21 protein-coding genes are annotated in these 25750 nt (G+C 44.0%); 19 read left to right on the forward strand and 2 right to left on the reverse strand.

The genetic code is table 11. The features are described from left to right. The first annotated feature begins 626 nt into the window (after nucleotides 1–626). The 13 genes from G6Q48_RS03830 (at nucleotide 627) to nuoN (ending at nucleotide 15601) form a co-directional block, all read left to right on the forward strand. Nucleotides 627–1070 carry an NADH-quinone oxidoreductase subunit A gene (locus tag G6Q48_RS03830; protein ID WP_004259806.1) on the forward strand — a complete coding sequence of 148 codons (444 nt, stop codon included), beginning with the start codon at nucleotides 627–629 and terminating at the stop codon, nucleotides 1068–1070. A gap of 18 nt (nucleotides 1071–1088) precedes the next feature. Further along, nucleotides 1089–1763 carry a NuoB/complex I 20 kDa subunit family protein gene (locus tag G6Q48_RS03835; RefSeq protein WP_004912254.1) on the forward strand — a complete coding sequence of 225 codons (675 nt, stop codon included), beginning with the start codon at nucleotides 1089–1091 and terminating at the stop codon, nucleotides 1761–1763. Nucleotides 1764–1837: 74 nt separating this feature from the next. Continuing rightward, on the forward strand, nucleotides 1838–3640 hold the full coding sequence (gene nuoC / locus G6Q48_RS03840; RefSeq protein WP_407072562.1) for an NADH-quinone oxidoreductase subunit C/D: 1803 nt from the start codon (nucleotides 1838–1840) through the stop codon (nucleotides 3638–3640). Nucleotides 3641–3642: 2 nt separating this feature from the next. Next, nucleotides 3643–4191, forward strand: coding sequence for an NADH-quinone oxidoreductase subunit NuoE (nuoE, locus tag G6Q48_RS03845; RefSeq protein ID WP_036958085.1), 549 nt, complete (start codon nucleotides 3643–3645; stop codon nucleotides 4189–4191). Then, entirely contained in the window at nucleotides 4188–5546 is a 1359-nt protein-coding gene (gene nuoF / locus G6Q48_RS03850) for an NADH-quinone oxidoreductase subunit NuoF (RefSeq protein WP_004259820.1), read from the forward strand. Before nuoE ends, nuoF begins: the two co-directional genes overlap by 4 nt. Before the next feature lie 98 nt (nucleotides 5547–5644). Further along, nucleotides 5645–8368, forward strand: a complete 2724-nt coding sequence (nuoG, locus tag G6Q48_RS03855; protein ID WP_166264566.1) for an NADH-quinone oxidoreductase subunit NuoG — start codon at nucleotides 5645–5647, stop codon at nucleotides 8366–8368. After that, nucleotides 8368–9345, forward strand: a complete 978-nt coding sequence (gene nuoH, locus G6Q48_RS03860; protein ID WP_004912244.1) for an NADH-quinone oxidoreductase subunit NuoH — start codon at nucleotides 8368–8370, stop codon at nucleotides 9343–9345. Before nuoG ends, nuoH begins: the two co-directional genes overlap by 1 nt. Nucleotides 9346–9359: 14 nt before the next feature. After that, nucleotides 9360–9902, forward strand: a complete 543-nt coding sequence (gene nuoI / locus G6Q48_RS03865) for an NADH-quinone oxidoreductase subunit NuoI (protein WP_004259834.1) — start codon at nucleotides 9360–9362, stop codon at nucleotides 9900–9902. A gap of 12 nt (nucleotides 9903–9914) precedes the next feature. Beyond that, nucleotides 9915–10457: an NADH-quinone oxidoreductase subunit J gene (gene nuoJ, locus G6Q48_RS03870; protein ID WP_166264568.1), complete on the forward strand. Its 543-nt coding sequence runs from the start codon at nucleotides 9915–9917 to the stop codon at nucleotides 10455–10457. Beyond that, nucleotides 10454–10756 (forward strand): NADH-quinone oxidoreductase subunit NuoK, encoded by a 303-nt coding sequence (gene nuoK / locus G6Q48_RS03875; protein ID WP_004912233.1) that lies wholly within the window; start codon nucleotides 10454–10456, stop codon nucleotides 10754–10756. Before nuoJ ends, nuoK begins: the two co-directional genes overlap by 4 nt. Further along, on the forward strand, nucleotides 10753–12594 hold the full coding sequence (nuoL, locus tag G6Q48_RS03880; RefSeq protein ID WP_004259845.1) for an NADH-quinone oxidoreductase subunit L: 1842 nt from the start codon (nucleotides 10753–10755) through the stop codon (nucleotides 12592–12594). The genes nuoK and nuoL overlap by 4 nt, the downstream gene beginning before the upstream one ends. A gap of 19 nt (nucleotides 12595–12613) precedes the next feature. Beyond that, nucleotides 12614–14134 (forward strand): NADH-quinone oxidoreductase subunit M, encoded by a 1521-nt coding sequence (gene nuoM, locus G6Q48_RS03885; protein ID WP_102137643.1) that lies wholly within the window; start codon nucleotides 12614–12616, stop codon nucleotides 14132–14134. 6 nt (nucleotides 14135–14140) lie between these two features. Beyond that, the gene (gene nuoN / locus G6Q48_RS03890; protein ID WP_102137644.1) at nucleotides 14141–15601 is read left to right on the forward strand and encodes an NADH-quinone oxidoreductase subunit NuoN; all 1461 of its coding nucleotides are present in this window, start codon (nucleotides 14141–14143) and stop codon (nucleotides 15599–15601) included. Between the two features lie 57 nt (nucleotides 15602–15658). Here nuoN and G6Q48_RS03895 read toward each other — a convergent pair whose 3' ends face one another. Together G6Q48_RS03895 and G6Q48_RS03900 are read right to left on the reverse strand one after the other, a co-directional pair. Next, nucleotides 15659–16642, reverse strand: coding sequence for an alpha-xenorhabdolysin family binary toxin subunit B (locus G6Q48_RS03895; RefSeq protein WP_102137645.1), 984 nt, complete (start codon nucleotides 16640–16642; stop codon nucleotides 15659–15661). A gap of 11 nt (nucleotides 16643–16653) precedes the next feature. Then, nucleotides 16654–17862, reverse strand: coding sequence for an alpha-xenorhabdolysin family binary toxin subunit A (locus G6Q48_RS03900; RefSeq protein WP_166264570.1), 1209 nt, complete (start codon nucleotides 17860–17862; stop codon nucleotides 16654–16656). Nucleotides 17863–18609: 747 nt separating this feature from the next. Between G6Q48_RS03900 and G6Q48_RS03905 the strand changes: the two genes are divergently transcribed. The 6 genes from G6Q48_RS03905 to menE all read left to right on the forward strand — a co-directional run bounded on the left by G6Q48_RS03905 (nucleotide 18610) and on the right by menE (nucleotide 25738). Beyond that, on the forward strand, nucleotides 18610–19944 hold the full coding sequence (locus G6Q48_RS03905; RefSeq protein WP_102137647.1) for an isochorismate synthase: 1335 nt from the start codon (nucleotides 18610–18612) through the stop codon (nucleotides 19942–19944). 118 nt (nucleotides 19945–20062) lie between these two features. Further along, nucleotides 20063–21736, forward strand: a complete 1674-nt coding sequence (menD, locus tag G6Q48_RS03910; protein WP_166264572.1) for a 2-succinyl-5-enolpyruvyl-6-hydroxy-3-cyclohexene-1-carboxylic-acid synthase — start codon at nucleotides 20063–20065, stop codon at nucleotides 21734–21736. Continuing rightward, nucleotides 21736–22500, forward strand: coding sequence for a 2-succinyl-6-hydroxy-2,4-cyclohexadiene-1-carboxylate synthase (gene menH, locus G6Q48_RS03915; protein ID WP_166264574.1), 765 nt, complete (start codon nucleotides 21736–21738; stop codon nucleotides 22498–22500). Before menD ends, menH begins: the two co-directional genes overlap by 1 nt. A gap of 12 nt (nucleotides 22501–22512) precedes the next feature. Then, nucleotides 22513–23370 (forward strand): 1,4-dihydroxy-2-naphthoyl-CoA synthase, encoded by an 858-nt coding sequence (gene menB / locus G6Q48_RS03920; protein WP_004912212.1) that lies wholly within the window; start codon nucleotides 22513–22515, stop codon nucleotides 23368–23370. Then, nucleotides 23370–24341 (forward strand): o-succinylbenzoate synthase, encoded by a 972-nt coding sequence (gene menC / locus G6Q48_RS03925; RefSeq protein ID WP_166264576.1) that lies wholly within the window; start codon nucleotides 23370–23372, stop codon nucleotides 24339–24341. The genes menB and menC overlap by 1 nt, the downstream gene beginning before the upstream one ends. Continuing rightward, complete coding sequence (gene menE, locus G6Q48_RS03930; protein ID WP_166264578.1) at nucleotides 24329–25738, forward strand: o-succinylbenzoate--CoA ligase; 1410 nt, start codon at nucleotides 24329–24331, stop codon at nucleotides 25736–25738. Before menC ends, menE begins: the two co-directional genes overlap by 13 nt. Nucleotides 25739–25750: the final 12 nt, after the last annotated feature.

A 25750-nucleotide genomic window follows, 5' to 3' on the forward strand; every position in this document is an offset into this window, starting at 1 on the left:
AAGACCATGAAATAATTGTGATGTAGCTGGCATAACCTGAATTTCATTGTTTAGTTAACAATTTGTTATGTTGTTAACAATATTTTTTTATTGAATAGATAAAATAGCGCTGGAATGTCAGGTAGTTACTTGAAGTCATGCGTTAAAAAGAGTTACAAAGACTTAAAGTTAAATTGAATGCTATGTAAACAAATTGAGTACTTTTTCAATAAAAGTGTGCGTTAGATCAAATAAAAAGCGCAATTTTTCATCTGTTAAGACAGGTTTTTCCTGAGATAATGGTGTAGTAAAAACGAATAATCAGTTAAACTAGTTTGCGTGTTTACTTGAGTATCATTACACTGACACGTTTTAGCAGATTATGAGTACTTTTTGTTGTTCCGTTGTTTTTGTAGTGTGAAGTTTTTGTAACAAATACGGGTTATTTTACTTAATTTAAGTAAGGTAAATTGTAATGAGAGAGGACAAACCAAACGCAGTCAACAGACTGATTTAAGTTTGGTGATATTTTAGTTTGTGATCAATTTTGGTCTTTCTTCTCGATTAACTGGGCAATTGTGGTGCAATACTGCCGTGATGTAAAAAAGAGCAGTTAACACACCATAAGTAATGAGTAAGCAACGAGTATGTCTACATCAATCCTAGCGTTAGCCCATAACTGGGCGTTTGCGATATTCCTTATCGGCACTATCGGTCTTTGTGCTTTCATGTTGGTCGCGGGTCACTTTTTAGGTAGCCGCGCCAAAGCCAGAACAAAACACGTTCCTTATGAGTCCGGTATCGACTCGGTCGGTAGTGCACGTCTCCGCATGTCCGCTAAGTTTTACTTAGTCGCCATGTTTTTCGTTATCTTCGATGTTGAAGCCATGTTCTTATTTGCATGGTCAGTTGCCATCCGCGAAGCCGGTTGGGTAGGTTTCATCGAAGCCGCGATCTTTATTTTGGTATTGTTGGCGGGACTGTTTTATCTCGTCCGCGTTGGGGCATTGGATTGGACTCCAGTCCGTTCCCGCGGAAAAGTAAAGCATCCTAGTGAAGTTATTAAAATCAGCAATCGTCATCCGCAGTAAAAAGCGAGGCATTATACAATGGATTATACGCTCACCCGCATAGATCCGAACGGTGAGAACGACCGTTACCCACTGCAAACCCAGGAAATCGTAACAGATCCACTGGAGCAGCAAGTTGAAAACAGTGTTTACATGGGGAAACTTTCTCATGCACTTCACGATGTGGTTAACTGGGGGCGCAAAAACTCTCTCTGGCCATATAACTTTGGTCTTTCATGTTGCTATGTAGAAATGGTGACTTCGTTCACGGCTGTTCATGACGTCGCCCGCTTTGGTGCAGAAGTACTGCGTGCTTCACCTCGTCAAGCCGATTTCATGGTAGTAGCAGGTACTTGTTTCACAAAAATGGCACCTGTTATTCAACGTCTGTATGACCAAATGCTTGAACCAAAATGGGTTATTTCCATGGGTTCATGTGCCAACTCTGGTGGTATGTATGACATTTATTCTGTTGTACAAGGCGTCGATAAATTTATTCCTGTGGATGTATATATCCCAGGTTGCCCACCACGCCCAGAAGCCTATATGCAGGCTCTGCTTCTATTGCAAGAATCTATCGGTAAAGAGCGTCGTCCGCTGTCTTGGGTCGTTGGAGACCAAGGGGTTTACCGTGCCAATATGCAATCAGAAAGAGAAAGAAAGCATGGTGAACGTATTGCAGTGACAAATCTGCGTACACCAGACGAAATTTAAGGCTTAAAGCCATACAGCGTAACAGAGCAATGTTGTTGCGAAATAATAAACCTGATCAAGCGTTATGGTGAAGAATGATGACAGATCAGATAGCGCAAGCGAGTAGTAACCAGCCAGGATGGCAGACACAGGATCACTTAAACGACCCTGTGCTTCTGGAACTGCGCAATCAATTTGGGCCGGATGCCTTTTCTGTTCAAGCAACTCGCACTGGCATGCCAGTGGTTTGGGTGCGTCGCGAACAGTTACTGGAAGTGGTCGATTTCCTAAAGAAATTACCAAAACCGTATGTCATGTTATTTGACTTACATGGGGTAGATGAACGTCAACGAATTCACCGTCAAGGTCTGCCAGAAGCAGATTTTAGTGTTTTCTATCATATCATCTCCATCGATCGTAACCGCGATATCATGTTAAAAGTCGCTCTTAATGAGAAAGACTTAAACGTGCCTTCTATTGTTTCACTGTTCCCGAATGCGAATTGGCATGAGCGTGAAGTGTGGGACATGTTCGGTATAACGTTCCAAGGTCACCCGAATCTACGCCGCCTTTTAATGTCACCAAGCTGGGAAGGCCACCCACTGCGTAAGGATTACCCTGCGCGTGCGACTGAGTTCGACCCTTTTGTGCTGACTAAGCAGAAACAAGATCTGGAAATGGAAGCTTTGACTTTCAAACCAGAAGAGTGGGGCATGGCACGCGGAAATGAAAACGAAGATTTCATGTTCCTGAACTTGGGGCCAAACCACCCATCCTCACACGGTGCGTTCCGTATCGTACTGCAATTGGATGGCGAAGAAATTATCGACTGCGTACCTGATATCGGCTACCACCACCGTGGCGCTGAAAAAATGGGTGAACGCCAGTCATGGCACAGTTACATTCCTTACACCGACCGTATCGAGTACCTCGGTGGTTGTGTGAATGAAATGCCATATGTTTTAGCCGTTGAAAAATTGGCAGGCATTGAAGTGCCAGATCGCGTCAAAACGATCCGTGTCATGTTATCTGAGTTATTCCGTATTAACAGCCACTTACTGTACATCAGTACCTATATCCAAGACGTTGGTGCGATGACCCCAGTCTTCTTTGCGTTTACTGACCGTCAAAAAGTCTACAACGTCATTGAAGCGATTACCGGTTTCCGTATGCACCCTGCATGGTTCCGTATCGGTGGTGTCGCTCACGACTTACCACGTGGCTGGGAAAAACTGCTGCGTGAATTATTAGACTGGCTGCCAAAACGTTTAGAGTCTTATGTCACTTCCGCACTGAAGAACTCCATCTTAAAAGGCCGTTCTATTGGTACCGCAATGTACTCAAAAGAAGAGGCGTTGGCATGGGGTGTGACAGGGGCTGGATTACGTGCAACAGGCGTTGATTTTGACGTGCGTAAATGGCGTCCATATTCAGGCTATGAAAACTTCGAATTTGATATCCCTATCGCGCATAACGGTGACTGTTATGACCGTGTGATGATCAAAGTGGAAGAGATGCGCCAGAGTATCCGTATTCTTGAGCAATGCTATAAGAATATGCCAGAAGGTCCTTTCAAAGCTGACCATCCACTGACAACTCCGCCACCAAAAGAGCGTACGTTGCAGCACATCGAAACCCTGATCAACCACTTCTTACAAGTGTCTTGGGGTCCGGTGATGCCAGCAAATGAGTCATTCCAGATGGTTGAAGCGACGAAGGGGATCAACAGCTACTACTTAACCAGTGATGGCAGCACAATGAGCTACCGCACGCGTATTCGTACGCCGAGCTACGCTCACTTGCAGCAAATTCCTGCGGTTATCAGAGGCAGCTTAGTTTCAGACTTAATCGTCTATCTGGGTAGTATCGATTTTGTAATGTCGGATGTGGATCGCTAACCATGCATAATGAACATAACGAAAATGAGAAGCACAACGAGCTCAATGTCGTGAACGTGTTTGAACCGCAAGTCAATCATGGCTTTGTCTTAACCGAGAAAGAGCGCGAAGAGATTGAAGGTGAGAAACACCATTACGAAGACGCACGTGCTGCCTCAATTGAAGCACTGAAAATTGTGCAAAAAAACCGCGGTTGGGTTGAAGATGGTGCGATCCATGCTATCGCTGACGTCTTAGGTATCCCAGCTAGTGATGTTGAAGGGGTGGCGACATTCTATAGCCAAATCTTCCGCCAACCAGTGGGTCGCCACATTATTCGCTATTGCGACAGTGTTGTTTGCCATATTACAGGTTATCAGGGCTTAGAAGCTGAAATCATTAAACAGCTTAATATTCGCCCGGGTCAAACAACAGCTGATGGCCGTTTTACATTGCTGCCGACCTGTTGCTTAGGTAACTGTGACAAGGGTCCAACGATGATGATCGATGATGACACTCACAGCTACGTGCAGCCTGAAAATATTCAAAAATTACTGGAGCAGTATCCATGACAAATTCTGTTAATCCAGTGATCCGTACTGCTGAAACTCATCCCCTAACATGGCGTTTGCGTGATGACAATCAGCCTGTTTGGTTAGATGAGTATCGCAGTAAAAACGGATACAAAGGTCTTGAGCGTGCGCTCAAAGGCATGGCACCGGATGAAGTTGTGAATCTCGTGAAAGACGCTGGCCTGAAAGGGCGAGGCGGTGCGGGCTTCTCAACAGGTCTGAAATGGAGCCTGATGCCAAAAGACGAAAACATGAAACTGCGTTACTTTTTATGTAATGCGGATGAAATGGAACCGGGCACTTATAAAGACCGTCTATTGATGGAACAACTTCCTCACTTGTTAGTTGAGGGGATGATCACGGGCGCTTATGCACTAAAAGCTTACCGTGGTTATATCTTCTTACGGGGTGAATACGTTGAAGCCGCGCAAAACCTGCGTCGTGCCATCGAAGAAGCTAAAGCGGCAGGTCTATTAGGCAAAAATATCCTCGGTTCAGGTTTCGATTTTGAACTATTTGTCCACACCGGCGCTGGGCGTTATATCTGCGGTGAAGAAACCGCACTGATTAACTCTTTAGAAGGCCGCCGTGCTAACCCGCGTTCTAAGCCACCATTCCCTGCCACATCAGGTGCTTGGGGTAAACCAACTTGCGTTAATAACGTTGAAACCATCTGTAACGTGCCTGCCATTTTAGAGCACGGAGACCAATGGTATATCGATTTAAGCGCAGGTAAGAGTAAAGATGCGGGTACTAAACTGATGGGGTTCTCTGGCCGTGTGAAAAACCCGGGTCTGTGGGAACTGCCATTTGGTACGACGGCACGTGAAGTGCTGGAAGATTACGCAGGTGGTATGCGTGATGGACTAAAATTAAAAGCATGGCAGCCGGGTGGCGCAGGGACAGACTTCCTGACCAACGACCATCTCGACTTACCGATGGATTTCGAAAATATTGCCAAAGCGGGAAGCCGTCTTGGTACTGCATTGGCGATGGCGGTTGATCATGAGATCAACATGGTTTCGTTAGTGCGTAACCTAGAAACCTTCTTTGCCCGTGAATCCTGTGGTTGGTGTACACCGTGCCGCGATGGTTTGCCATGGAGTGTGAAAATTTTACAAGCGCTGGAAAAAGGTGAAGGGCAGCCGGGGGATATTGAAACCCTAGAGCAACTTTGCCGTTTCTTAGGGCCGGGTAAAACTTTCTGCGCTCACGCACCGGGTGCGGTCGAACCGCTACAAAGTGCCATCAAATATTTCCGTGATGAATTCGAAGCGGGTATTTCGCAAAAAGATCTGCGTAACATTGTGCAGATTGCGGGTATCCAGCCCAACCTGCTGAAGCAGCGCTGGTAATTATTTAGCGATTGAGCAACCGCTAAAGAGATTTTTCACGAAGAACGTATTTTTGATTAACGCCTGCTTTATGCGGGCCTTTGGGAAGCATGCTGACTATGGCTACAATATATGTAGACGGCAAAGAATATGACGTAAACGGGTCTGAAAACCTGTTACAAGCCTGTCTTTCTCTCGGGCTAGATATTCCTTATTTTTGCTGGCATCCGGCGCTGGGAAGCGTTGGCGCTTGCCGCCAGTGTGCGGTTAAGCAGTATCAGAACGCAGATGACACTCGCGGTCGCCTAGTAATGTCTTGTATGACACCCGCAACGGAAGGGACTTACATCTCAATTGATGATGAAGAAGCCAAACAATTCCGTGAAAGTGTCGTGGAATGGCTGATGACCAACCACCCTCATGACTGCCCAGTCTGTGAGGAAGGTGGGAACTGTCACCTACAAGATATGACGGTAATGACCGGTCATAATATGCGTAAATATCGTTTTACGAAACGTACTCACATTAACCAAGACCTCGGTCCATTTATTAGTCATGAGATGAACCGTTGTATCGCGTGTTATCGTTGTGTTCGTTACTACAAAGATTACGCAGATGGCACCGATTTAGGGGTTTATGGCGCACATAACTATGTGTATTTCGGTCGTACTGAAGACGGTACGCTGGAAAGCGAGTTCTCCGGTAACTTAGTTGAAGTTTGTCCTACTGGGGTATTCACCGACAAAACTCACTCTGAGCGCTATAACCGTAAATGGGATATGCAATTTGCACCGGGTATCTGCCAGCAGTGCAGTATCGGTTGTAATACTAGCCCCGGTGAGCGTTATGGTGAAATCCGCCGCATCGAAAACCGTTATAACGGCTCGGTAAACCACTATTTCCTGTGTGACCGTGGTCGCTTTGGTTATGGTTACGTCAACCGTAAAGACCGTCCTCGCCAAGCCGTACTCAATAAAAATGGCGTTAAGAACGTGATTTCGGCTATCGAAGCGATGCAAAGCGGTGCGCAAATTATCAATCAAGCGAAAAAAGTGATTGGTATCGGCTCGCCGCGTGCTAGCGTTGAAAGCAACTATGCATTGCGCGCTTTAGTCGGTGCAGAAAACTTCTACTCAGGTATCTCTGCGGGTGAGCAAAGTCGCTTAGCGCTGATGCAAAACATTTTGCAAAATGGTGGTATCTATACCCCAACATTGCGTGAAGTGGAAGGCTATGATGCGGTACTGGTTCTGGGTGAAGATTTAACTCAGACGGGCGCACGTATGGCGTTATCTGTTCGTCAAGCCGTGAAAGGGAAAGCGCGTGAAATGGCCGCAGCGCAGAAAGTCGCTGACTGGCAAATCGCCGCTATCCAAAACATTGGCCAACACGCGAAATATCCGCTGTTTATTACCAATGTTGATGATACTCGTTTAGACGATGTGGCCGCCTTTAATTACCGTGCTCCAGTCGCTGACCAAGCGCGTTTTGGTTTTGCTATCGCCAATATGATTAATGGTGAAGCCCCTGCGGTGAATGATTTACCAGCAGACTTAAAAGCCAAAGTGGAAACCATTGCTCAGGCCTTAGCGGGTGCGAAAAAACCATTAATTATCAGTGGTAGCCATAGTGCCAGCGAGGCAATGATCCAAGCGGCTGCTAACGTGGCATTTGCACTGAAAGCGAAAGGCGCGAATGTTGGGTTATCTTACTTAGCGTCTCATGCAAATAGTTTCGGTCTGGCAATGATGAACGCACAGCCACTAGACAGCGCTTTAGCTCGCATTGAAGCGAAAGAAGCGGATGTGGCTGTTGTCATCGAAAACGACTTGTACCGTCACAGCAGTGTGGATGCGGTCAATAGCGCACTCGCAAAATTGAGCCACTTGATTGTTGCAGACCATCAGCAAACAGACATCATGGATAAAGCAACATTAGTTCTGCCTGCAGCGAGTTTTGCTGAAGCAGACGGTACGTTGATTAACCAAGAAGGTCGTGCACAACGTTTCTTCCAAGTCTTCGACCCAACGTATTACGACAAAGCTATCGTGATGAACGAAAGCTGGCGCTGGATGCATTCACTGCAAACTGAAGCGCAAGAGCGTGATGCGGATTGGTCTCAACTGGATCACGTTATCGCTGATTGTGTTGCCGCAATGCCACAATTCTCAGGTATGGTTGATGCCGCTCCGAAAGCGTCTTTCCGTATTCGTGGTCAAAAACTGGCACGTGAACCACATCGTTACAGTGGTCGTACAGCGATGCTAGCAAATCAATCTGTCCATGAGCCTCGTCAACCGCAAGATATTGACTCTCCATTTGCTTTCTCAATGGAAGGGAACAACAGCCCAACCGCGCCACGCCAGCAAATTCCATTTGCATGGGCACCGGGTTGGAACTCACCGCAAGCCTGGAACAAATTCCAAGCCGAAGTGGGGGGACACCTGTTATTTGGTGACCCGGGTATCCGTTTGTTCAATTCAACAGAAGGTAAATTGGCTTACTTCACTGAAATTCCTGCGGCTTATCAAGCCAGCGAAGCTCAGTGGGTTGTCGCACCTTATTACCACCTGTTCGGTAGTGATGAAATGTCACAGCGTTCAGAAGTGATCCAAGAGCGTATGCCAGAGCCCTATATCATGCTGAACACGCAAGATGCTGCGTCACTTGGCTTGGTTGCAGGAACAAAAGCTGAATTTAGCCATGCAGGTCAAGCGTTTAACTTGACTGTTCGTCTCAGCAATCACTTATCTACAGGTCAAATTGGCTTACCGTTAGGCATGCCAGGTATCGCACCTTCAATGGCTGGCGTGTCAGTCAATAATCTGCGGAGGGGAGCATGATGGATTGGATTTCTCCTGAAGTGATGGAAGTGTTAATTTCCATCCTTAAATCTGTCGTCATTTTATTGGTTGTTGTGACTTGTGGGGCCTACATGAGTCTGGGAGAGCGCCGTATTCTCGGTCTGTTCCAGAACCGTTATGGTCCAAACCGCGTTGGTCCGTTTGGGATGGGCCAGTTAATCGCCGACATGTTCAAAATGCTGTTTAAAGAAGACTGGATCCCACAGTTCGCGGACAAGAAAATCTTTACGCTTGCGCCAGTAATTGCGTTTTGTTCACTGTTCTTAGCATTTGCTATCGTCCCTGTTAGCCCAACATGGCACGTTGCAGACCTGAATATTGGGATTTTATTCTTCCTGATGATGGCGGGGCTCGCGGTCTATGCGGTGTTGTTTGCGGGTTGGTCAAGTAATAACAAATACTCATTATTAGGTGCGATGCGTGCGTCAGCACAAACCGTGAGTTACGAAGTGTTCTTAGGCCTTTCTTTAATGGGCGTGGTTGCACAAGCAGGTTCATTCAACCTGATTGATATTGTGAACTCCCAAGAAGGCATGTGGAACATCATTCCTCAGTTCTTTGGTTTTGTGACTTTTGCGATAGCGGGCGTTGCGGTATGTCACCGTCATCCGTTTGACCAACCAGAAGCAGAACAAGAGATTGCGGATGGTTACCACGTTGAATACTCAGGCATGAAGTTCGGTCTGTTCTTCGTCGGTGAGTATATCGGTATCGTAACGGTTTCTGCCCTGATTGTGACGCTGTTCTTTGGTGGCTGGCATGGTCCATTCCTGCCGTCATTCTTGTGGTTTGCTATCAAAACTGGCTTCTTCATGATGATGTTTATCTTGATCCGTGCCTCTTTACCGCGTCCACGTTATGACCAAGTGATGTCTTTCGGTTGGAAAATTTGCCTGCCATTGACACTGCTTAATCTGCTGGGTACTGCAGCAGTGATTTTATACAACGCTCAGTAAGGGGTGATTGAACCATGACATTGAAAGAGTTATTGGTCGGTTTCGCCACCCAAGTACGTAGTATTTGGATGGTCGGCCTACATGCGTTCGATAAACGCGAAACGCAAATGTATCCAGAAGAGCCGGTTTATCTGCCACCCCGTTACCGTGGGCGTATCGTGCTAACGCGCGACCCTGACGGTGAAGAGCGTTGTGTTGCGTGTAACTTGTGTGCGGTTGCTTGCCCAGTGGGGTGTATTTCACTGCAAAAAGCCGAGCACGAAGATGGCCGCTGGTACCCTGAATTTTTCCGCGTTAACTTTTCGCGCTGTATTTTCTGTGGTCTGTGTGAAGAGGCTTGCCCAACGACGGCAATCCAATTAACACCTGATTTTGAAATGGCCGATTGGAGACGTCAGGATCTGGTTTACGAGAAAAATGACCTGTTAATTTCAGGCCCAGGTAAATATCCTGATTATAACTTTTACCGTAAATCGGGTATGGCGATTGCAGGTAAAGACAAAGGTGAAGCGGATAACGAAGCGAAACCTATCAACGTCAAAGACCTGTTGCCATAAGGAGCGATATTCATGGAATTTACATTTTATATCGCCGGTCTAGTTGCCATTTTAGCAACTTTAAGGGTGATAACGAATACAAATCCGGTGCATGCACTGTTGTATCTGGTTGTTTCTCTGCTGGCTCTGTCAATGGTGTTTTTCTCCCTCGGTGCGTATTTTGCTGGGGCATTGGAAATCATCGTGTATGCAGGTGCCATTATGGTCCTGTTCGTGTTCGTCGTGATGATGCTCAACTTGGGGCGTTCTGTTCAAGAACAAGAGCGCGCTTGGTTGACACCGAAAAACTGGATTGGCCCTGCGGCGTTATCCGCAGTTTTATTGGCTATCTTAGTTTACGGCATCACCTCGTTGTCATATCAAAATGGCATTGAGGGCACCATCATTGGGGCGAAAGAAGTGGGTATTAGCTTGTTCGGGCCGTATGTTCTGGCTGTCGAATTGGCGTCATTGCTACTACTAGCGGGTTTAGTCGTCGCATTCCACGTTGGACGTGACCGTAAAGAAAACGGTGCTGATCTTGTGAGCATCGCGAAGGCGGAGGAGCAAAAATGATACCTCTAGAGCATGGTCTGATTTTAGCGGCAATTCTATTTGTGATGGGGCTTAGCTGCCTTGTTATCCGCCGCAACTTGCTTTTCATGTTGATCGGACTGGAAATCATGATTAACTCAACTGCACTGGCATTTGTGGTTGCAGGGAGTTTTTGGGGGCAACCAGACGGCCAGATTATGTATATCTTGGCAATCGCGCTGGCTGCAGCGGAGGCGAGTATTGGATTGGCGTTGTTACTGCAACTCCATCGTCATCGTCAGAACCTGAATATTGATAAAGTCAGTGAGATGCGCGGATGAACCTACTCTATTTAACCATTCTGTTGCCTTTACTGGGGTCGGTACTGTTAGCCTTCTCCCGTGGACGCTGGTCAGAAAACGTTTCGGCCATTATTGGTGCGGGGTCGGTCGGCTTAGCGGCCATCGTCGCATTCTATGCTGGCAATGAATTTTTAGCTCAAGACGCAGGTAGCGTATTCATCCAGCCACTTTGGACTTGGATGTCGGTCGGTACCTTTAATATCCCATTCACCCTAATGTTAGATGGTTTATCTCTGACCATGTTAGGTGTGGTAACGGGTGTGGGCTTCCTTATTCACGTATACGCTTCTTGGTATATGCGTGGCGAGGAAGGTTACTCACGTTTCTTCGCTTACACTAACCTGTTTATCGCGAGCATGGTGGTTTTAGTTCTCGCTGATAACATGATGCTGATGTATCTCGGCTGGGAAGGGGTAGGGCTGTGCAGTTATCTGTTGATTGGTTTCTATTATACCAATCCAGAAAACGGTAAAGCCGCCATGAAAGCGTTCTTTGTCACGCGTATCGGTGACGTGTTCCTCGCCATTGGTATGTTTATCCTGTGGAATGAGCTCGGTACATTGAATTTCAGCGAAATGGCGGTGTTAGCACCTCAGAAATTTGCTGAAGGTTCAAGTGCGATCAATTGGGCAACCTTGATGTTATTAGGTGGCGCAGTCGGTAAATCAGCACAGTTACCATTGCAAACGTGGTTGGCAGATGCGATGGCGGGTCCTACGCCAGTTTCAGCATTGATCCACGCCGCAACCATGGTAACGGCTGGTGTGTACTTAGTGGCTCGTACCCACGTTCTGTTCTTATTAGCGCCAGAAGTTTTACATTTAGTTGGCGTTGTGGGTGCGGTGACATTGGTACTGGCTGGGTTTGCTGCACTGGTTCAAACGGATATCAAACGTGTTCTTGCATACTCTACCATGAGCCAAATCGGTTATATGTTCTTGGCTCTGGGTGTGCAAGCTTGGGATGCTGCGATTTTCCACCTGATGACGCATGCTTTCTTTAAAGCGCTATTATTCCTGTCAGCAGGTTCGGTCATCTTGGCATGCCACCACGAGCAAAATATCTTCAAAATGGGTGGGTTGCGTAAGCAAATTCCATTTATCTACGCTGTGATGTTGATTGGCGGAAGCGCACTGGCAGCATTGCCACTGTTTACTGCTGGTTTCTACAGTAAAGATGCCATTTTGTGGGGTGCGCAGCTTGATGGACAAACTGTATTGTTGTGGGCCGGTATCCTCGGTGCATTAATGACCGCAATTTATACCTTCCGTATGATTTTCATCGTGTTCCACGGTGAAGCAAAAATCAAAGCGCATAAGGTTAAAGGCATCACTCACACATTACCACTGGGTATTTTGGCTATCCTTGCAACGTTTGTTGGTGCATTAATCCACCAACCACTCGAAGGGGTATTCCCTGCAGAAGCGGCTGGCAGTGAAGACGGTAAAGTCTTACTCGAAGCGATTTCTGGCGGGTTTGCTATCGCTGGTCTATTAATTGCGGTATTCCTCTACCTGTTTAGACGTTCAATAGTCGATGCTATCGCGAAAACTGCAGTGGGTCGTTTCTTCAGCGCATGGTGGTACCAAGCGTGGGGCTTCGATTGGCTGTATGACGTAGTCTTTGTAAAACCGTTTAAAGGTATTGCATGGCTACTGGAAAGCGATCCGATTAACTCTCTGATGAATATCCCTGCACATCTTTCACGTTGGGCAAATAAAGGGCTTGCAGTGAGTGAAAACGGCCAAATCCGTTGGTATGTTGCCTCGTTGGGGCTGGGTGCAGTGCTGATTCTTGCTCTGCTGCTTTTGGTTTAATTAAGGGACACATTGCGCCATGCTATTACCCTGGCTAATACTCATTCCCTTCATCGGAGGCCTGCTAAGCTGGCAGGCTGACCGGTTCAGTCATCGCGCACCGCGTTGGATTGCACTGGCGACGATGGGAATAACATTGATACTTTCCGTGCAATTGTGGTTACAAGGGAACTACTCGCTTGTTAATCCACAAGGTATTCCACAGTGGCAATCTGTTTTCTTTATGCCGTGGATCCCGTCACTGGGAATTGACTTTCATTTAGCAATTGACGGTTTATCACTGCTGATGGTCGTATTAACGGCTATCATGGGGGCTTTTTCGATTCTGAGCTCTTGGAGTGAAAACCAAAAGAACCAAGGTGCGTACCACTTTAACCTGCTGTGGATTATCACAGGGGTGATGGGGATTTTTACCGCGGTTGACCTGTTCTTATTCTTCTTCTTCTGGGAGATGATGCTGATCCCAATGTACTTCCTGATTGCCAATTGGGGACACAAAGGGTCAGAAAACAGACAACATATCAAAGCTGCGACTAAGTTCTTCATTTATACGCAAGCGAGTGGTTTGATCATGCTGGTCTCCATCATTGGATTGGCACTAGCAAACTTCAATACTTCAGGTGTATTAACATTCGACTATAACCAACTGCTGGGAGCAGAGCTCTCTAGCAACGTTGCGTTTATGTTGATGTTAGGCTTCTTTATCGCCTTTGCCGTTAAAATGCCTCTGGTTCCATTCCATGGTTGGATGGCAGATACTCAAGAACAATCGCCAACAGCGGGTTCTGTAGATATCTCCGGTATCATGTTAAAAACCGCAGCATACGGTCTGTTACGCTTTACTTTGCCTCTATTCCCAGAAGCCTCTATCCAGTTCACGCCAGTGGCGATGACGCTGGGTGTGATCAGTATCTTCTATGGTGCATGGTTGGCGTTCAAACAAACGGATATCAAACGTCTGGCGGCGTACAGTAGCTTATCCCACATGGGGTTTGTGACAGTCGCTATTTACGCGGGTTCAACCTTGGCTTACCAAGGTGCGGTGATCCAAATGATCACCAACGGTTTGTCTGGTGCGGCACTGATTATCATTAGTGGCCAACTGTATGAACGTACGCAAACTCGTGATATGCGCATGATGGGTGGATTGTGGAAACGCATTAAATGGTTACCAGGAATGTCCCTGTTCTTTGCTGCGGCAACGCTAGGAATGCCAGGTACAGGTAACTTCATTGGTGAGTTTATGATCCTGTTTGGCAGCTTCAGCCAATTCACGTTAGTGACTTGCATTATGGTTTTTGGTGTGGTGTTTGCGTCTATCTACTCACTGTGGATGATGCAACAGACTTACTACGGCACACCAAAATCAGAAAAAGAAATGAAAGGGTTAACGGCGCGTGAGTTTGGTGTGCTGCTGGCTCTGGCTGCTTTACTGGTTATCATTGGCTTCTATCCGCAACCGATTTTAGATACATCAATTGGTTCGATGGAAACATTGCATAACCTGTATTCTGCTTCACTTACAACATTAGGGCTGTAATTCGCCATGACAATAACTCCTCAAGAACTGATCGCAATACTGCCACTGATGATCGTCGGGTTGACGGCGGTGGTTGTGATGCTGTCCATTGCGTGGCGACGCGATCACCTTACCAGTGCCGCGCTGACAGTATCTGGCTTTATTATTGCGTTGCTTTCACTCATTTGGGTAGCCGACGGCTACCTAATGGATGTGACTTCGCTTATCCGTGTTGATGGCTTTGCGCTGTTCTATAGTGCATTAGTCCTGATTGCAGGTATCGGAACGACTATCTTTGCTTATCACTGGTTAGAAGGTTTTGGTGATAATAGAGATGAGTTCCACTTACTCGTTGCTATCGCAGTGGCGGGTGGGGTGCTGTTATCTATGTCAAATCATATGGCGTCAATGTTTATCGGTATTGAGCTGATTTCATTGCCATTGTTTGGCTTAGTTGCCTATACCTTTGAGCGCAGTCGCACATTAGAAGCTGGGATCAAGTACATGCTGTTATCTGCAGCAGCGTCTTCATTCCTGTTATTCGGAATTGCATTACTGTATGCAGAATCGGGTAGCTTAAGCTTTGCTGCGGTTGGTCAAAGCCTTTCTGATAGCCAGATCCACGCACCATTGGTGATGATTGGCTTCGGTATGCTCATTGTAGGCTTTGGTTTTAAACTGTCTCTGTTTCCATTCCAACTGTGGACACCAGACGTTTACCAAGGCGCTCCTGCGCCAGTGTCAGCCTTCTTAGCAACGGGCAGTAAAATCGCTATCTTTGCCGTATTAGTGCGTATCTTTCTGGAAGCACCAATCACCAATAGCAATACATTGTCGATTGTCATTTCAGTAATTGCGATAGCCTCTATTCTGTTTGGTAACTTACTGGCTATCACGCAAAAAAGTGCAAAACGCTTGCTGGGTTACTCATCCATCTCGCATATGGGATATTTATTGGTTGCTCTGGTTGCGCTTCGTATCGATCCAGTCGCTTCACAAGTCACTATCGCAATCTACTTAGTGGGTTACTTGTTTGCAAGCCTAGGGGCATTTGGTGTTGTGAGTATCGTTTCAAGCCCTTACCGTGGTGATGACCAAGATGATTTCAGTGCATTCCGTGGTCTGTTCTGGCATAAACCTGTTCTCGCAACGGTAATGACGGTGATGATGCTGTCACTGGCGGGTATTCCAATTACATTAGGATTTATTGGTAAATTCTATGTGATTGCATCCGCGGTGAACGCAGAGTTATGGTGGTTAACAGGTGCTGTCGTTGTCGGTAGTGCAATTGGTTTATATTACTACCTGCGCTTTATGGCTAGCCTATATAGTCGTGATGCGGAACATGCAGAACGTTATACAGGCCCTGAAAAAGCAACGTTAGGAACGGTTGTTGCTGTTATATGCGCCATTGCAGTTATCGTCTTTGGGGTATGGCCACAACCCCTTATTGATATGACATCAACAGCGCTTGCTGTGCTTAATTAGTAGGCAGAAAATTTCCTATTGTTGATAAACCGGTTACTTCAGAGTAGCCGGTTTTTTTTAGTCAGGTAACTGGCGTTGATATTGATACTCCATGTCGTCTAGGAATGACATGAGTACCTGGCTTGCCATATTGATCTCTTGAATATTCAATGTTTTTTCAGACGATTTTTCATTAATGAAATGACACCATTCCGACCAATAATCTTTAATTAAACCTATCTGAGTAATAATTGACAGCTTATGTGAGTCTATGATTGTTATTTGGTCAGCTAATAACATGAGTTGAGCTAGTTTAAATATTGTTTTATCAATGTGATTAACCTCTTCTTTTAATTCTAAAATTTGGTTTCCTAAATCTAATCTGACCTCGACAAGCTGCGCAAACTCTAAACCATCATCAATGACTGATAATAAATTTTTAATAAAGGCAATGGCTGATTTTAATATTTGTTTTTTATTTGTTGGCATATCAATTGAGTCAATTAACTCATCATTTAACAAATGTTTTTTTAAGAAATCGGTGATTTTAGATTTTAAGATGATATCTTCTGCTGCGGTAATAACGGAGTGCTGCTGATTGATTTCATTTATTTTTAGCATTTTGCTATTTTTGGATGTGACTAGGAGCTCTTTTTGCTCTGCGTATTGCTGTAGTTTATGTTGATTGCTTTCTTCCACGTGAATGAGAGACAGAGAGTCTGTGGTATAACTGAATTTAGTAATTATTCTTTCTAGCTCTAATTTAAAATCGATTAAATCCTCAATAAAACTCGTGACTAAAATTCCGTCAGGTGTATTTGTGTTTTCACTATTTAATTCACTTTTTAGAATGTAATTTAATTTTATTTTTAGCTTCGGTATCGAGTTTCTGATTGTTTCATTTATATTGAAACTCTTACTTGCAATTTTTTGTATTTTTCCGTGTATGATAAAGTCATAATGTATTATATTTTTATTGAATGCGGAGATTTCATTTGACATATGCCTTAACTGATAAATATCAATGGAGGGCAATATCGGTAAATCAAGCTTATCTTGCATATGAGTACCTTTTATTGAGGGGGAGTGTTATTTGGTTGAATTTGGTCAAATAACGTTATTAAATGTGTAGAATATTCTTGAATGGTATACCAAGATGTAATAATTCGTTTGAAATAAGTAATGAATTTAATAAGTTTATCAGCATTGTTGATATGTTTAAACATCTCGATTGATTGGGTTATTTCGGTTAAGAGGACAAGCCACATATAATCTAAATGGTCAACGGCTAACCGTGCATCTTTAAATAAACCATCGATTTTATGGAGGTTTATTTGAATATCAAAGATAACTTTTTTGATGATTTCTTCTTTGTTAATTTGGTCGTTAATTAATTTTATTTCTGCTAATGTCTCATTCTTTCTTGCTCGGATTTTTTCAGCTTTCGAGCCAAAAATACTGCCCGTAATAATGAGACCGATGACACCACCCGCTAAGCCTGTGAAACTTAGTTTCACAAAGTGTGAATACTCTAGGTCGAGTTGCTTTAGCTCCTGTTTTTTCATTTTAAGTGATTCTTGTAAATGGGCATCTGTATTTTCACTATTAGTAGGCTCAAGTTGCTTATATAATCCTTTAATATTAAACAATAAAGATTCAACGTGTTGATAATTAGATAGATACCCTCCTGTAATATGTACTCTAAAATCTGAAATGATATTCTTAATATTACTTGTCTTAAGCGATTGGTCCTTAATGTCATCTTTAATTAATTGCAATATATTAGTTAGTTCAGTCGCTATTTGTTGGTCATCACTTTGATAAAATATTTCATCTAGCTCACTTTCATCAATATCATTCAAACTGTCTGAGACTCTTTTTAATATAGGCATATGGTTAATATATTCAATAATTTGCCTACCTGTCTGTATAATGTTTCGACTAGCCAGAGATAGGTTGACAGACTGTTCTTTAACATGTTGCTCGACATTATCCCAGGTATTGGCATGGTCACGAATATTGATAATAGTATTAATTAATTCGTCTGTATCTATTGGTAAAGTGGTTGATGATGTAATACCAAACCATTTTAGAATATCATCGTTTTTCCAAGGCAAAGAAAGAGAGAAGTAAACATGGCGATGTATGCTAATTAAATCGTCTAATGTAAAAATACCGACTTCGCGGGTTGAAAGAGCATCTTGATTAGTTAATAAAGCTAAGGTTGTATGGCCTATATGCTCTTTTTCAATAATTCTGTCGTAATTTTCTTTTGTATTCATTTTAAAATCCATGTTGATTAAGTTAAGGATTGAACACTAATTTGTATTAGCACTATTGTATGGTTAAGCTACCTATTTATTGTAAATGAAAATATAAATCTCATATTTGTTAACCTACTAGAAATTGGCTGAAAGTTTTATACTAAAAAATGAAAAGCAGAGCTAAAAAATAGCATTTTGAACAAGCTAATATATGTTGAAAATATTATTTAGCGTTATATGTATTTAGAAATAATCTATAGTGGTACTAAATTAAATAATCCATAACAATATGATGATAATTAAAATTTACGGTAATTTTACTTTTTGAGGCTAAATAAATATGTAATGGAATATGGGTTTGCAGCTTAAATATAATTATGTTTCAAAATGGAATTTTTATTGGATGAAAATGAAGCAATTTTGAGGGAGAGGAAAGAAGAAAGGGGGATAAAATCACATTTTCCATTAATTAAATGAATAGAATGACATCTAATATATATAATAAGCTATACTATCAACAACCTGAAGCCTCTATTCATGTAAGCAGGTTTGTCTTGAGGTGATTTCTCTTGGTTATCGTTATTTGTGTCATAAGCGATAATTATAGTGATGTACTGAAAGTAACCTGTTTATTGCAGATAATCTGCTTTTAGTACTGAACGGGTGATATAGCATTTACTGTTAGCCATCAATGTATTAAAAAATGGTTTTGCGCTATATAATAACGCGTAGTAAATTTGTGTGATGTAGCAGTGGGAATCTAAAGTGAACTATAAAAAAATTGATCAACTGATAACTGAAATTTTGGACCATTTGTCTACATTGACACTAAAAACCAAAGCGTATACTCGTTTTGTCTGGCAGTTAGATGCGCAAACCGCTTTCCCTGGTCTTGCATGGCTGTCGGTGCAAGAAAGCTACCCACAATTTTACTGGTATCAACGGACAGGAGCCGAAGAATGCAGTGCTCTTGGGATGGTGAAGTCCTTTGATTCGATAGATACAGCACAAGCTTTTTTATCACAATATCCTGATATGCCAGAGATGCGTCTATGGGGGCTTAATGGTTGGAATGCAGTTGGAGATGGCATCCCTGAAGAGATAAAACGCCAAGCAACTTTTTGTTTTTTGCCTCGCATTGAAATTCATCGGTTACGTTCGACGATTAGCGTTAGTGTCAATATAGAAGGTGAAGAAGATAGGTTAAATGCTATCCATTTTTTACAGCAATTAAAATCCGCTTCTCAAGTGACATTGACTCTTGACGCCGATATTACTGCACAGGAACATATTCCTACGCATGATGAATGGTGCCGTTTATTAAATTGCGCTATTGATGACATGAAGTCAGGAAAAATGGAAAAAGTGGTTATGGCTAGGGAAACAAAACTGACCCTGTCTAAGCCAATTGCGGTTGCTGAGTTTTTAGCACAAAGTCAGCAGGTGAATCACCATTGTTACCATTTTATGATGGCCTTCAGCGCGCATTCAGGTTTTATTTCGTCAACACCCGAACGTTTATACTTACGTCAAGACGAACAACTGAACTCAGAGGCCTTAGCGGGAACCGTCGCTAATGACCCTGATGATGTGGTCGCAGCGGAGTACGCTAAATGGTTGATGGAAGATAAAAAGAACCAACATGAAAACTTAGTGGTTGTTGATGATATTTGCCAACAATTACAAGGCGCAGTGACGGGGGTTGATGTATCGTCAGCAAAAGTGATCCGCTTGAGAAAAATTCAACACCTTTACCGTTCAATTGTTGCGACATTAGTTAGCCCTTCTGATAGCGATTGTTTGCAGCGTCTCCAACCCACAGCAGCGGTCTGCGGTTTGCCACGAAAGGTTGCACGGCAATTTTTAGCAAAAAATGAACCGTTCTCTCGCGGTTGGTATGCCGGAACAGGCGGGTTTATTAGCTTAGATAAAAGTGAATTCGCGGTCTCTCTACGTTGTGCACAGATAGAGGGCGCCCATGTCTCATTATATTCAGGCGCTGGCATTGTCAGTGGTTCAGACCCAGAGCAAGAGTGGATAGAAATTGAGAATAAAGCCGCTGGGCTAAAGTCTTTATTTGGAAATAACGAAAAACCATAAAATAAAAATGGTTATTTTCTTTTTATTTCAATTAGTTCACCAAAAATTGTTCTGAGATCAAGAAATTTATTTCAGCCAGTCTAAACTAATTGATAACTAATAATTTGCTGAGCATATTATGTCGAATTCTGCTTTTAATCTCCGTTGGGCTGAAGTGATTATCGAAGCGCTATCTCGCCACGGAATGAAACATATCTGTATTGCGCCCGGCTCGCGCTCGACACCGTTGACCCTTGCCGCTATTAGCCATGGGAAATTGCATTGTCATACCCATTTTGATGAGCGTGGTTTAGGGCATTTAGCTCTAGGTTTAGCAAAGGCCAGTCGTGAGCCTGTTGGGGTCATAGTGACCTCTGGTACGGCAGTCGCGAACCTTTACCCCTCATTGATTGAAGCGGGTTTAACCGGTGAGAAGGTTATTTTTCTTACAGCAGATAGACCCCCTGAATTAATTGATTGCGGTGCTAATCAAGCTATTCGACAAGCACATATTTTTGCTTCCCATCCAGCTCAATCATTAATGTTGCCAAGACCGACACAAGATATTTCAGCGAAGTGGTTGGTAACCGCGATTGATAATGGCATGAATCAACTACACCATGGCGCATTTCATATTAACTGCCCATTTGCAGAACCATTGTATGGTGATATGGATGGGGAATATGAGTGGCAAAAAACGCTGGGTGAATGGTGGAGTTCTAATCATCCTTGGTTAAGTGAACCGCTGACGAATACGGTGGCATTAGTTGCTGATTGGTATTTCTGGCGTCAGAAAAAAGGCGTTGTGATTGCGGGTAGGATGAGTGCAAGTGAAGGAGAGTTCGTCGCTAAATGGGCTCAAGAGCTCGGATGGCCAGTACTCGGTGATGTGCTGTCACAAACCGGACAACCTTTTCCATGTGCAGACTTATGGCTGCAACATCCAGAAACCCAGTCTATTTTAGAAGACGCAGAATTAGTCGTCCAGTTTGGTTCAAGCTTAACGGGAAAGCGGCTTCTACAATGGCAAGCCAACTGTGAGCCACAAGAGTATTGGATTATCGACTCAATACCTCAGCGACTAGACCCAGCCAATCATATGGGTAGAAAGCTAACTTGCTCAATTAAAGGTTGGCTAGATAACCATCCTGCGCAGCCGAGAAGTTTGTGGTGTGAATCGCTGCTGACTTTAGCGCAAAAAACCCAAAATCACGTGCACCAACAGTTACATGACCAGTTTTCAGAAGCCGCGGTGGCACACCAATTACCTGAACTACTGCCTCTTCGAGGCCAGCTGTTTGTTGGCAATAGCCTAATTGTCCGTTTGGTGGATGCGTTGGCACAACTTCCATTGGGTTATCCGGTGTATAGCAACCGGGGCGCGAGTGGTATTGATGGTTTGATTTCTACCATGGCGGGAGTTCAGCGGGCAACCGCACGGCCAACATTGGCTATCGTTGGGGATATTTCTGCACTCTACGATTTGAATAGTTTGGCGCTATTGAGAGAACCTTCAGCGCCAACAGTGCTTATCGTTGTGAATAATAATGGTGGGCAGATTTTTTCTATGCTACCCACACCAGACGAAGCAAGACAAAATTATTACTGTATGCCGCAAAATGTCAGTTTCGAGCCAGCGGCGAAAATGTTTGGCTTACAATATTGTGCTCCGACAGACTGGGGAACACTAAAAGAAACCGTACAACAATTTTGGCATCGTCCACAGGGCACCTTGCTGGTGGAATTACAGGTGCCAAGTGATGAAGGTGCGCGTACTTTAAAACAACTATTGAATGAAGTTGTGGAACTGTAATGTTATCCGCACAGATTCATCATTCTGCTTCATCCGCTCCTTGGATAATCTACTTACATGGTTTGTTAGGCAGTGCGGATGATTGGCTACCGGTGATTGAGCAAACATGCGCTTTTCCATCGTTAGCTGTCGATTTACCCGGTCATGGGGGTTCTCATTCAGAACCCTGCCTAGGTTTTTCACATTTTGATCAACAACTCAGCGCACTTTTACAGTATCATCAAATTAATGAATACTACTTGGTTGGTTATTCACTAGGCGCTCGGCTGGCGATGCATTTTGCTTGCTACTATCAACCTAACGGACTATTAGGTTTAGTGATTGAAGGTGGGAATGTGGGGTTAGTCAATGAAAAAGAACGAATTGCTCGAGCTGCTAATGATGCGGCTTGGGCGCAGCGTTTTCGTTCAGAGCCGATTGAAGAAGTGTTAGATGACTGGTATCAACAAACTGTATTTGCTGATTTGTCGGTGACCCAACGCCAACGTTTAATTCAATTACGTCGACAAAATAACCCGCAAAGTATTGCTGCTATGCTAGAAAACACATCATTAGCAAAGCAACCTTTTTTAGCGGATAAATTGCGCAAATTGACCTGTCCTTATCGCTATTTTTGTGGCGAAAAAGACCAAAAGTTTCGAAGCGTTTCGCAACAATATGCTTTGCCGTTAACGCTGATTGAAAATGCAGGGCATAATGCACATCGGGAAAACCCTATGGGCTTTGCCACTGCACTACACCATTTTTTATCACACTGTGGTTAAAGGAATCTGATAATGATTTATCCAAGCGAAGAAAAATTATACGCACCAATTGAATGGCAAGATTGCTCTACAGGGTTTGAAGATATTCGCTATCATAAGTCTCCTGAAGGGATAGCTAAAATTACGATTAACCGTCCAGAAGTGCGCAATGCTTTTCGTCCACAAACCGTGAAAGAAATGATCCAAGCACTCTCCGACGCACGTTATGATGACCATATTGGAACCATTATCCTAACCGGTGAAGGTGAAAAAGCATTTTGTGCAGGCGGTGACCAAAAAATTCGTGGTGACTACGGCGGGTATCGTGATGAAAGCGGCACGCACCACTTAAACGTATTAGATTTCCAACGCCAAATTCGTACTTGTCCAAAACCTGTTGTCGCGATGGTCGCTGGTTTTTCTATCGGTGGTGGCCATGTGTTACATATGATGTGTGACCTTACGATAGCGGCAGATAACGCAATTTTTGGTCAAACGGGCCCAAAAGTCGGTTCATTTGATGGCGGCTGGGGCGCATCTTATATGGCTCGTATTGTTGGGCAGAAAAAGGCACGTGAAATCTGGTTTTTATGCCGTCAATACAATGCACAAGAAGCATTAGATATGGGCTTGGTTAACACGGTTGTTCCATATGCAGATCTTGAAAAAGAAACGGTGCGCTGGTGCCGTGAAATGCTAGAAAATAGCCCGATGGCACTGCGTTGCTTAAAAGCAGCGTTAAATGCGGACTGTGATGGACAAGCAGGTCTGCAAGAGTTGGCTGGTAATGCCACTATGTTGTTCTATATGACAGACGAAGGGCAAGAAGGCCGTAACGCCTTTAATGAAAAACGTGCGCCTGATTTCTCTAAATATAAGCGTAACCCATAATGCGTAAAGCCAAGATTTATTCGTTCAGCCTGCCGATGGAGGCAGGCGTTATCCTTCGTTATCAGCGGTTAAAAACGCGTGATGGGCTTTTGGTCTGTTTACAAGATGGGGATAACGAAGGTTGGGGAGAAATTTCGCCTCTACCTGAATTCAGCCGTGAAACATTAGAAGAGGCCACTGCCGAAACTATTGTACGACTGAATGAATGGGTGAAAGAAGGCAAAATTTCTAATAGTTTATTACCCTCAGTGGCTTTTGGCTGTAGTTGTGCTATCGCGGAGCTAACAGGGGAGCTTCCTGAACAAGCGGACTACCGCAAAGCGCCTTTATGTAGTGGTGATCCTGACGATTTAATCCTAAGCCTTGATGCAATGGAAGGTGAGAAAGTCGCTAAGGTTAAAGTCGGTTTATATGAAGCTGTTCGTGATGGTATGGTGGTTAACCTGTTACTCGAGGCCGTTCCAGAACTGAAATTGCGTCTGGATGCAAATCGCAGTTGGACTAGAGCAAAAGCCGACGGTTTTGCAAAATATGTTAACCCTGACTACCGTAACCGAATCGCTTTTTTGGAAGAGCCGTGTAAAACCCGTGAAGAGTCACTGCAATTTGCAGCAGAAACTGGCATTAGCATTGCTTGGGATGAAAGTGTACGTGAAGAAGGCTTTATGGTAGAGGCACAAGAAGGGGTGTCTGCGATTGTGATTAAACCGACCCTGACAGGCAGTTTGTCTTATTGCCGCTATTTGGCGGAAGAGGCCCATCGCTTAGGGTTACAAGCAGTGATCAGCTCATCCATTGAAAGTAGCTTTGGTTTAACACAACTTGCTCGTATAGCACACTGGTTAACCCCAAATACCATTCCTGGTTTAGACACTGTATCGCTTATTCAATCTCAATTGGTACGGCCTTGGCCACAATGTGATATTCCGCTTCAGCAGTTAGATGATTTAACGCTTGTATGGCAGAACTAGATGACTTTAAAGATTGGCCTTGGCAGCATTGGGCCAATCTTCATCCTAACTCAATTGCCTTAGTGACCGACTCCGAACGCCTAACTTGGGAAAGTGTCAGCCAACAAATTACTGACCTCAGTACTTACTTTTCAATGCAAGGTGTAGAGCAGGGGCAGTGTATCGTTCTGCGTGGGAAAAATTCAGTTGAGTTATTACTGAGTCAGCTAGCTCTTATTGCGTGTGGTGCTCGTGTTTTGCCGTTAAACCCCCGTCTCCCTGAACGGTTGTTAGCAGAATTATTGCCTCATCTGAATGTTAGTGCGGTCATCGATTTTACTGATGAATCAAATTCATTAGCAAATTATCGTAATTTAGATTATCAACTCTATTATCATTTTATTGGTGATGAAGAGGTTGCTCCGACTGTTTTTCAAGAGGTTATTCAGCAGCCTGCCACATTGATTTTAACATCGGGGTCGACAGGCTTACCTAAAGCCGCTGTTCACAGTGTCGCTGCGCACTTAAATAGTGCAGCAGGTGTTGTTAATTTGATGAATTACCAGCAAGGAGATTGTTGGTTACTATCGCTGCCGTTATTTCATGTATCTGGGCAAGGTATTGTTTGGCGCTGGCTTCTTAAGGGGGGCTCACTTGCGGTCAAAAATCTTCCTTTGGCTCAAGCATTACATGAAGTTACTCATGCCTCTTTGGTACCGACCCAGTTATGGCGGTTATTAAATGATAAACGGGTGGCGGAGCTTACGCTAAAAGCTGTTTTATTGGGGGGAGCCAGTATTCCTTCAACGTTAACGGATCTTGCTCAACAACACGGTATTGCTTGTTGGAGCGGCTATGGCATGACAGAAATGGCTTCTACAGTTTGTGCTAAACGCGCAGATGGTAAGAAAGGTGTGGGTTTACCCTTAAAAGGTAAGCAAATTCGTATCTTGGATGATGAAATTCAGATCCAATCAAATAGTCAAGCGCTGGGGTATTGGTTTGATGGGAATATCAAGCCTTTAAATTGTATTGATGGCTGGTTCAAAACGAATGATAAAGGGGTATTTATTGATGGTGAATATCAAATCATTGGTCGTCTAGACAATTTATTTATCAGTGGTGGGGAATGTGTTCAACCCGAAGATATCGAGTCAGTAATCAATTCATACCCTGATGTAAGCCAAAGTTTTATTATACCCATTGAGGATGTGCAGTTTGGGCAACGTCCTGTCGCGGTTGTTGAAGTAAATAAGTCAGTGGATTTGAATCAGCTGGCGGATTGGTTAAAAGATAAACTCGCTCCATACCAATATCCTATAGCATTTTATTATTTAGACCCCGAACTGAAAGCGGGGGGAATAAAAGTCTCTAGGCAACAAGTGAAAAAGTGGTTGTTAGCGAAAATAAAAGTATAGGACAAAATAGTG

Source organism: Providencia sp. M-27, from assembly GCF_011077905.1.
Classification (GTDB): domain Bacteria; phylum Pseudomonadota; class Gammaproteobacteria; order Enterobacterales; family Enterobacteriaceae; genus Providencia; species Providencia huaxiensis.

What these genes read in the sequence shown, in the direction of transcription:
- nuoM (WP_102137643.1), top strand. Translation starts at nt 12,614, where the DNA reads ATGCTATTACCCTGGCTAATACTCATTCCCTTCATCGGAGGCCTGCTA.
- nuoI (WP_004259834.1), top strand. Translation starts at nt 9,360, where the DNA reads ATGACATTGAAAGAGTTATTGGTCGGTTTCGCCACCCAAGTACGTAGT.
- menC (WP_166264576.1), top strand. Translation starts at nt 23,370, where the DNA reads ATGCGTAAAGCCAAGATTTATTCGTTCAGCCTGCCGATGGAGGCAGGC.
- menB (WP_004912212.1), top strand. Translation starts at nt 22,513, where the DNA reads ATGATTTATCCAAGCGAAGAAAAATTATACGCACCAATTGAATGGCAA.
- nuoN (WP_102137644.1), top strand. Translation starts at nt 14,141, where the DNA reads ATGACAATAACTCCTCAAGAACTGATCGCAATACTGCCACTGATGATC.
- G6Q48_RS03830 (WP_004259806.1), top strand. Translation starts at nt 627, where the DNA reads ATGTCTACATCAATCCTAGCGTTAGCCCATAACTGGGCGTTTGCGATA.
- nuoK (WP_004912233.1), top strand. Translation starts at nt 10,454, where the DNA reads ATGATACCTCTAGAGCATGGTCTGATTTTAGCGGCAATTCTATTTGTG.
- nuoC (WP_407072562.1), top strand. Translation starts at nt 1,838, where the DNA reads ATGATGACAGATCAGATAGCGCAAGCGAGTAGTAACCAGCCAGGATGG.
- menE (WP_166264578.1), top strand. Translation starts at nt 24,329, where the DNA reads ATGGCAGAACTAGATGACTTTAAAGATTGGCCTTGGCAGCATTGGGCC.
- nuoL (WP_004259845.1), top strand. Translation starts at nt 10,753, where the DNA reads ATGAACCTACTCTATTTAACCATTCTGTTGCCTTTACTGGGGTCGGTA.
- nuoE (WP_036958085.1), top strand. Translation starts at nt 3,643, where the DNA reads ATGCATAATGAACATAACGAAAATGAGAAGCACAACGAGCTCAATGTC.
- G6Q48_RS03895 (WP_102137645.1), bottom strand. Translation starts at nt 16,642, where the DNA reads ATGCAAGATAAGCTTGATTTACCGATATTGCCCTCCATTGATATTTAT.
- nuoJ (WP_166264568.1), top strand. Translation starts at nt 9,915, where the DNA reads ATGGAATTTACATTTTATATCGCCGGTCTAGTTGCCATTTTAGCAACT.
- G6Q48_RS03835 (WP_004912254.1), top strand. Translation starts at nt 1,089, where the DNA reads ATGGATTATACGCTCACCCGCATAGATCCGAACGGTGAGAACGACCGT.
- nuoF (WP_004259820.1), top strand. Translation starts at nt 4,188, where the DNA reads ATGACAAATTCTGTTAATCCAGTGATCCGTACTGCTGAAACTCATCCC.
- G6Q48_RS03900 (WP_166264570.1), bottom strand. Translation starts at nt 17,862, where the DNA reads ATGAATACAAAAGAAAATTACGACAGAATTATTGAAAAAGAGCATATA.
- menH (WP_166264574.1), top strand. Translation starts at nt 21,736, where the DNA reads ATGTTATCCGCACAGATTCATCATTCTGCTTCATCCGCTCCTTGGATA.
- menD (WP_166264572.1), top strand. Translation starts at nt 20,063, where the DNA reads ATGTCGAATTCTGCTTTTAATCTCCGTTGGGCTGAAGTGATTATCGAA.
- nuoG (WP_166264566.1), top strand. Translation starts at nt 5,645, where the DNA reads ATGGCTACAATATATGTAGACGGCAAAGAATATGACGTAAACGGGTCT.
- nuoH (WP_004912244.1), top strand. Translation starts at nt 8,368, where the DNA reads ATGGATTGGATTTCTCCTGAAGTGATGGAAGTGTTAATTTCCATCCTT.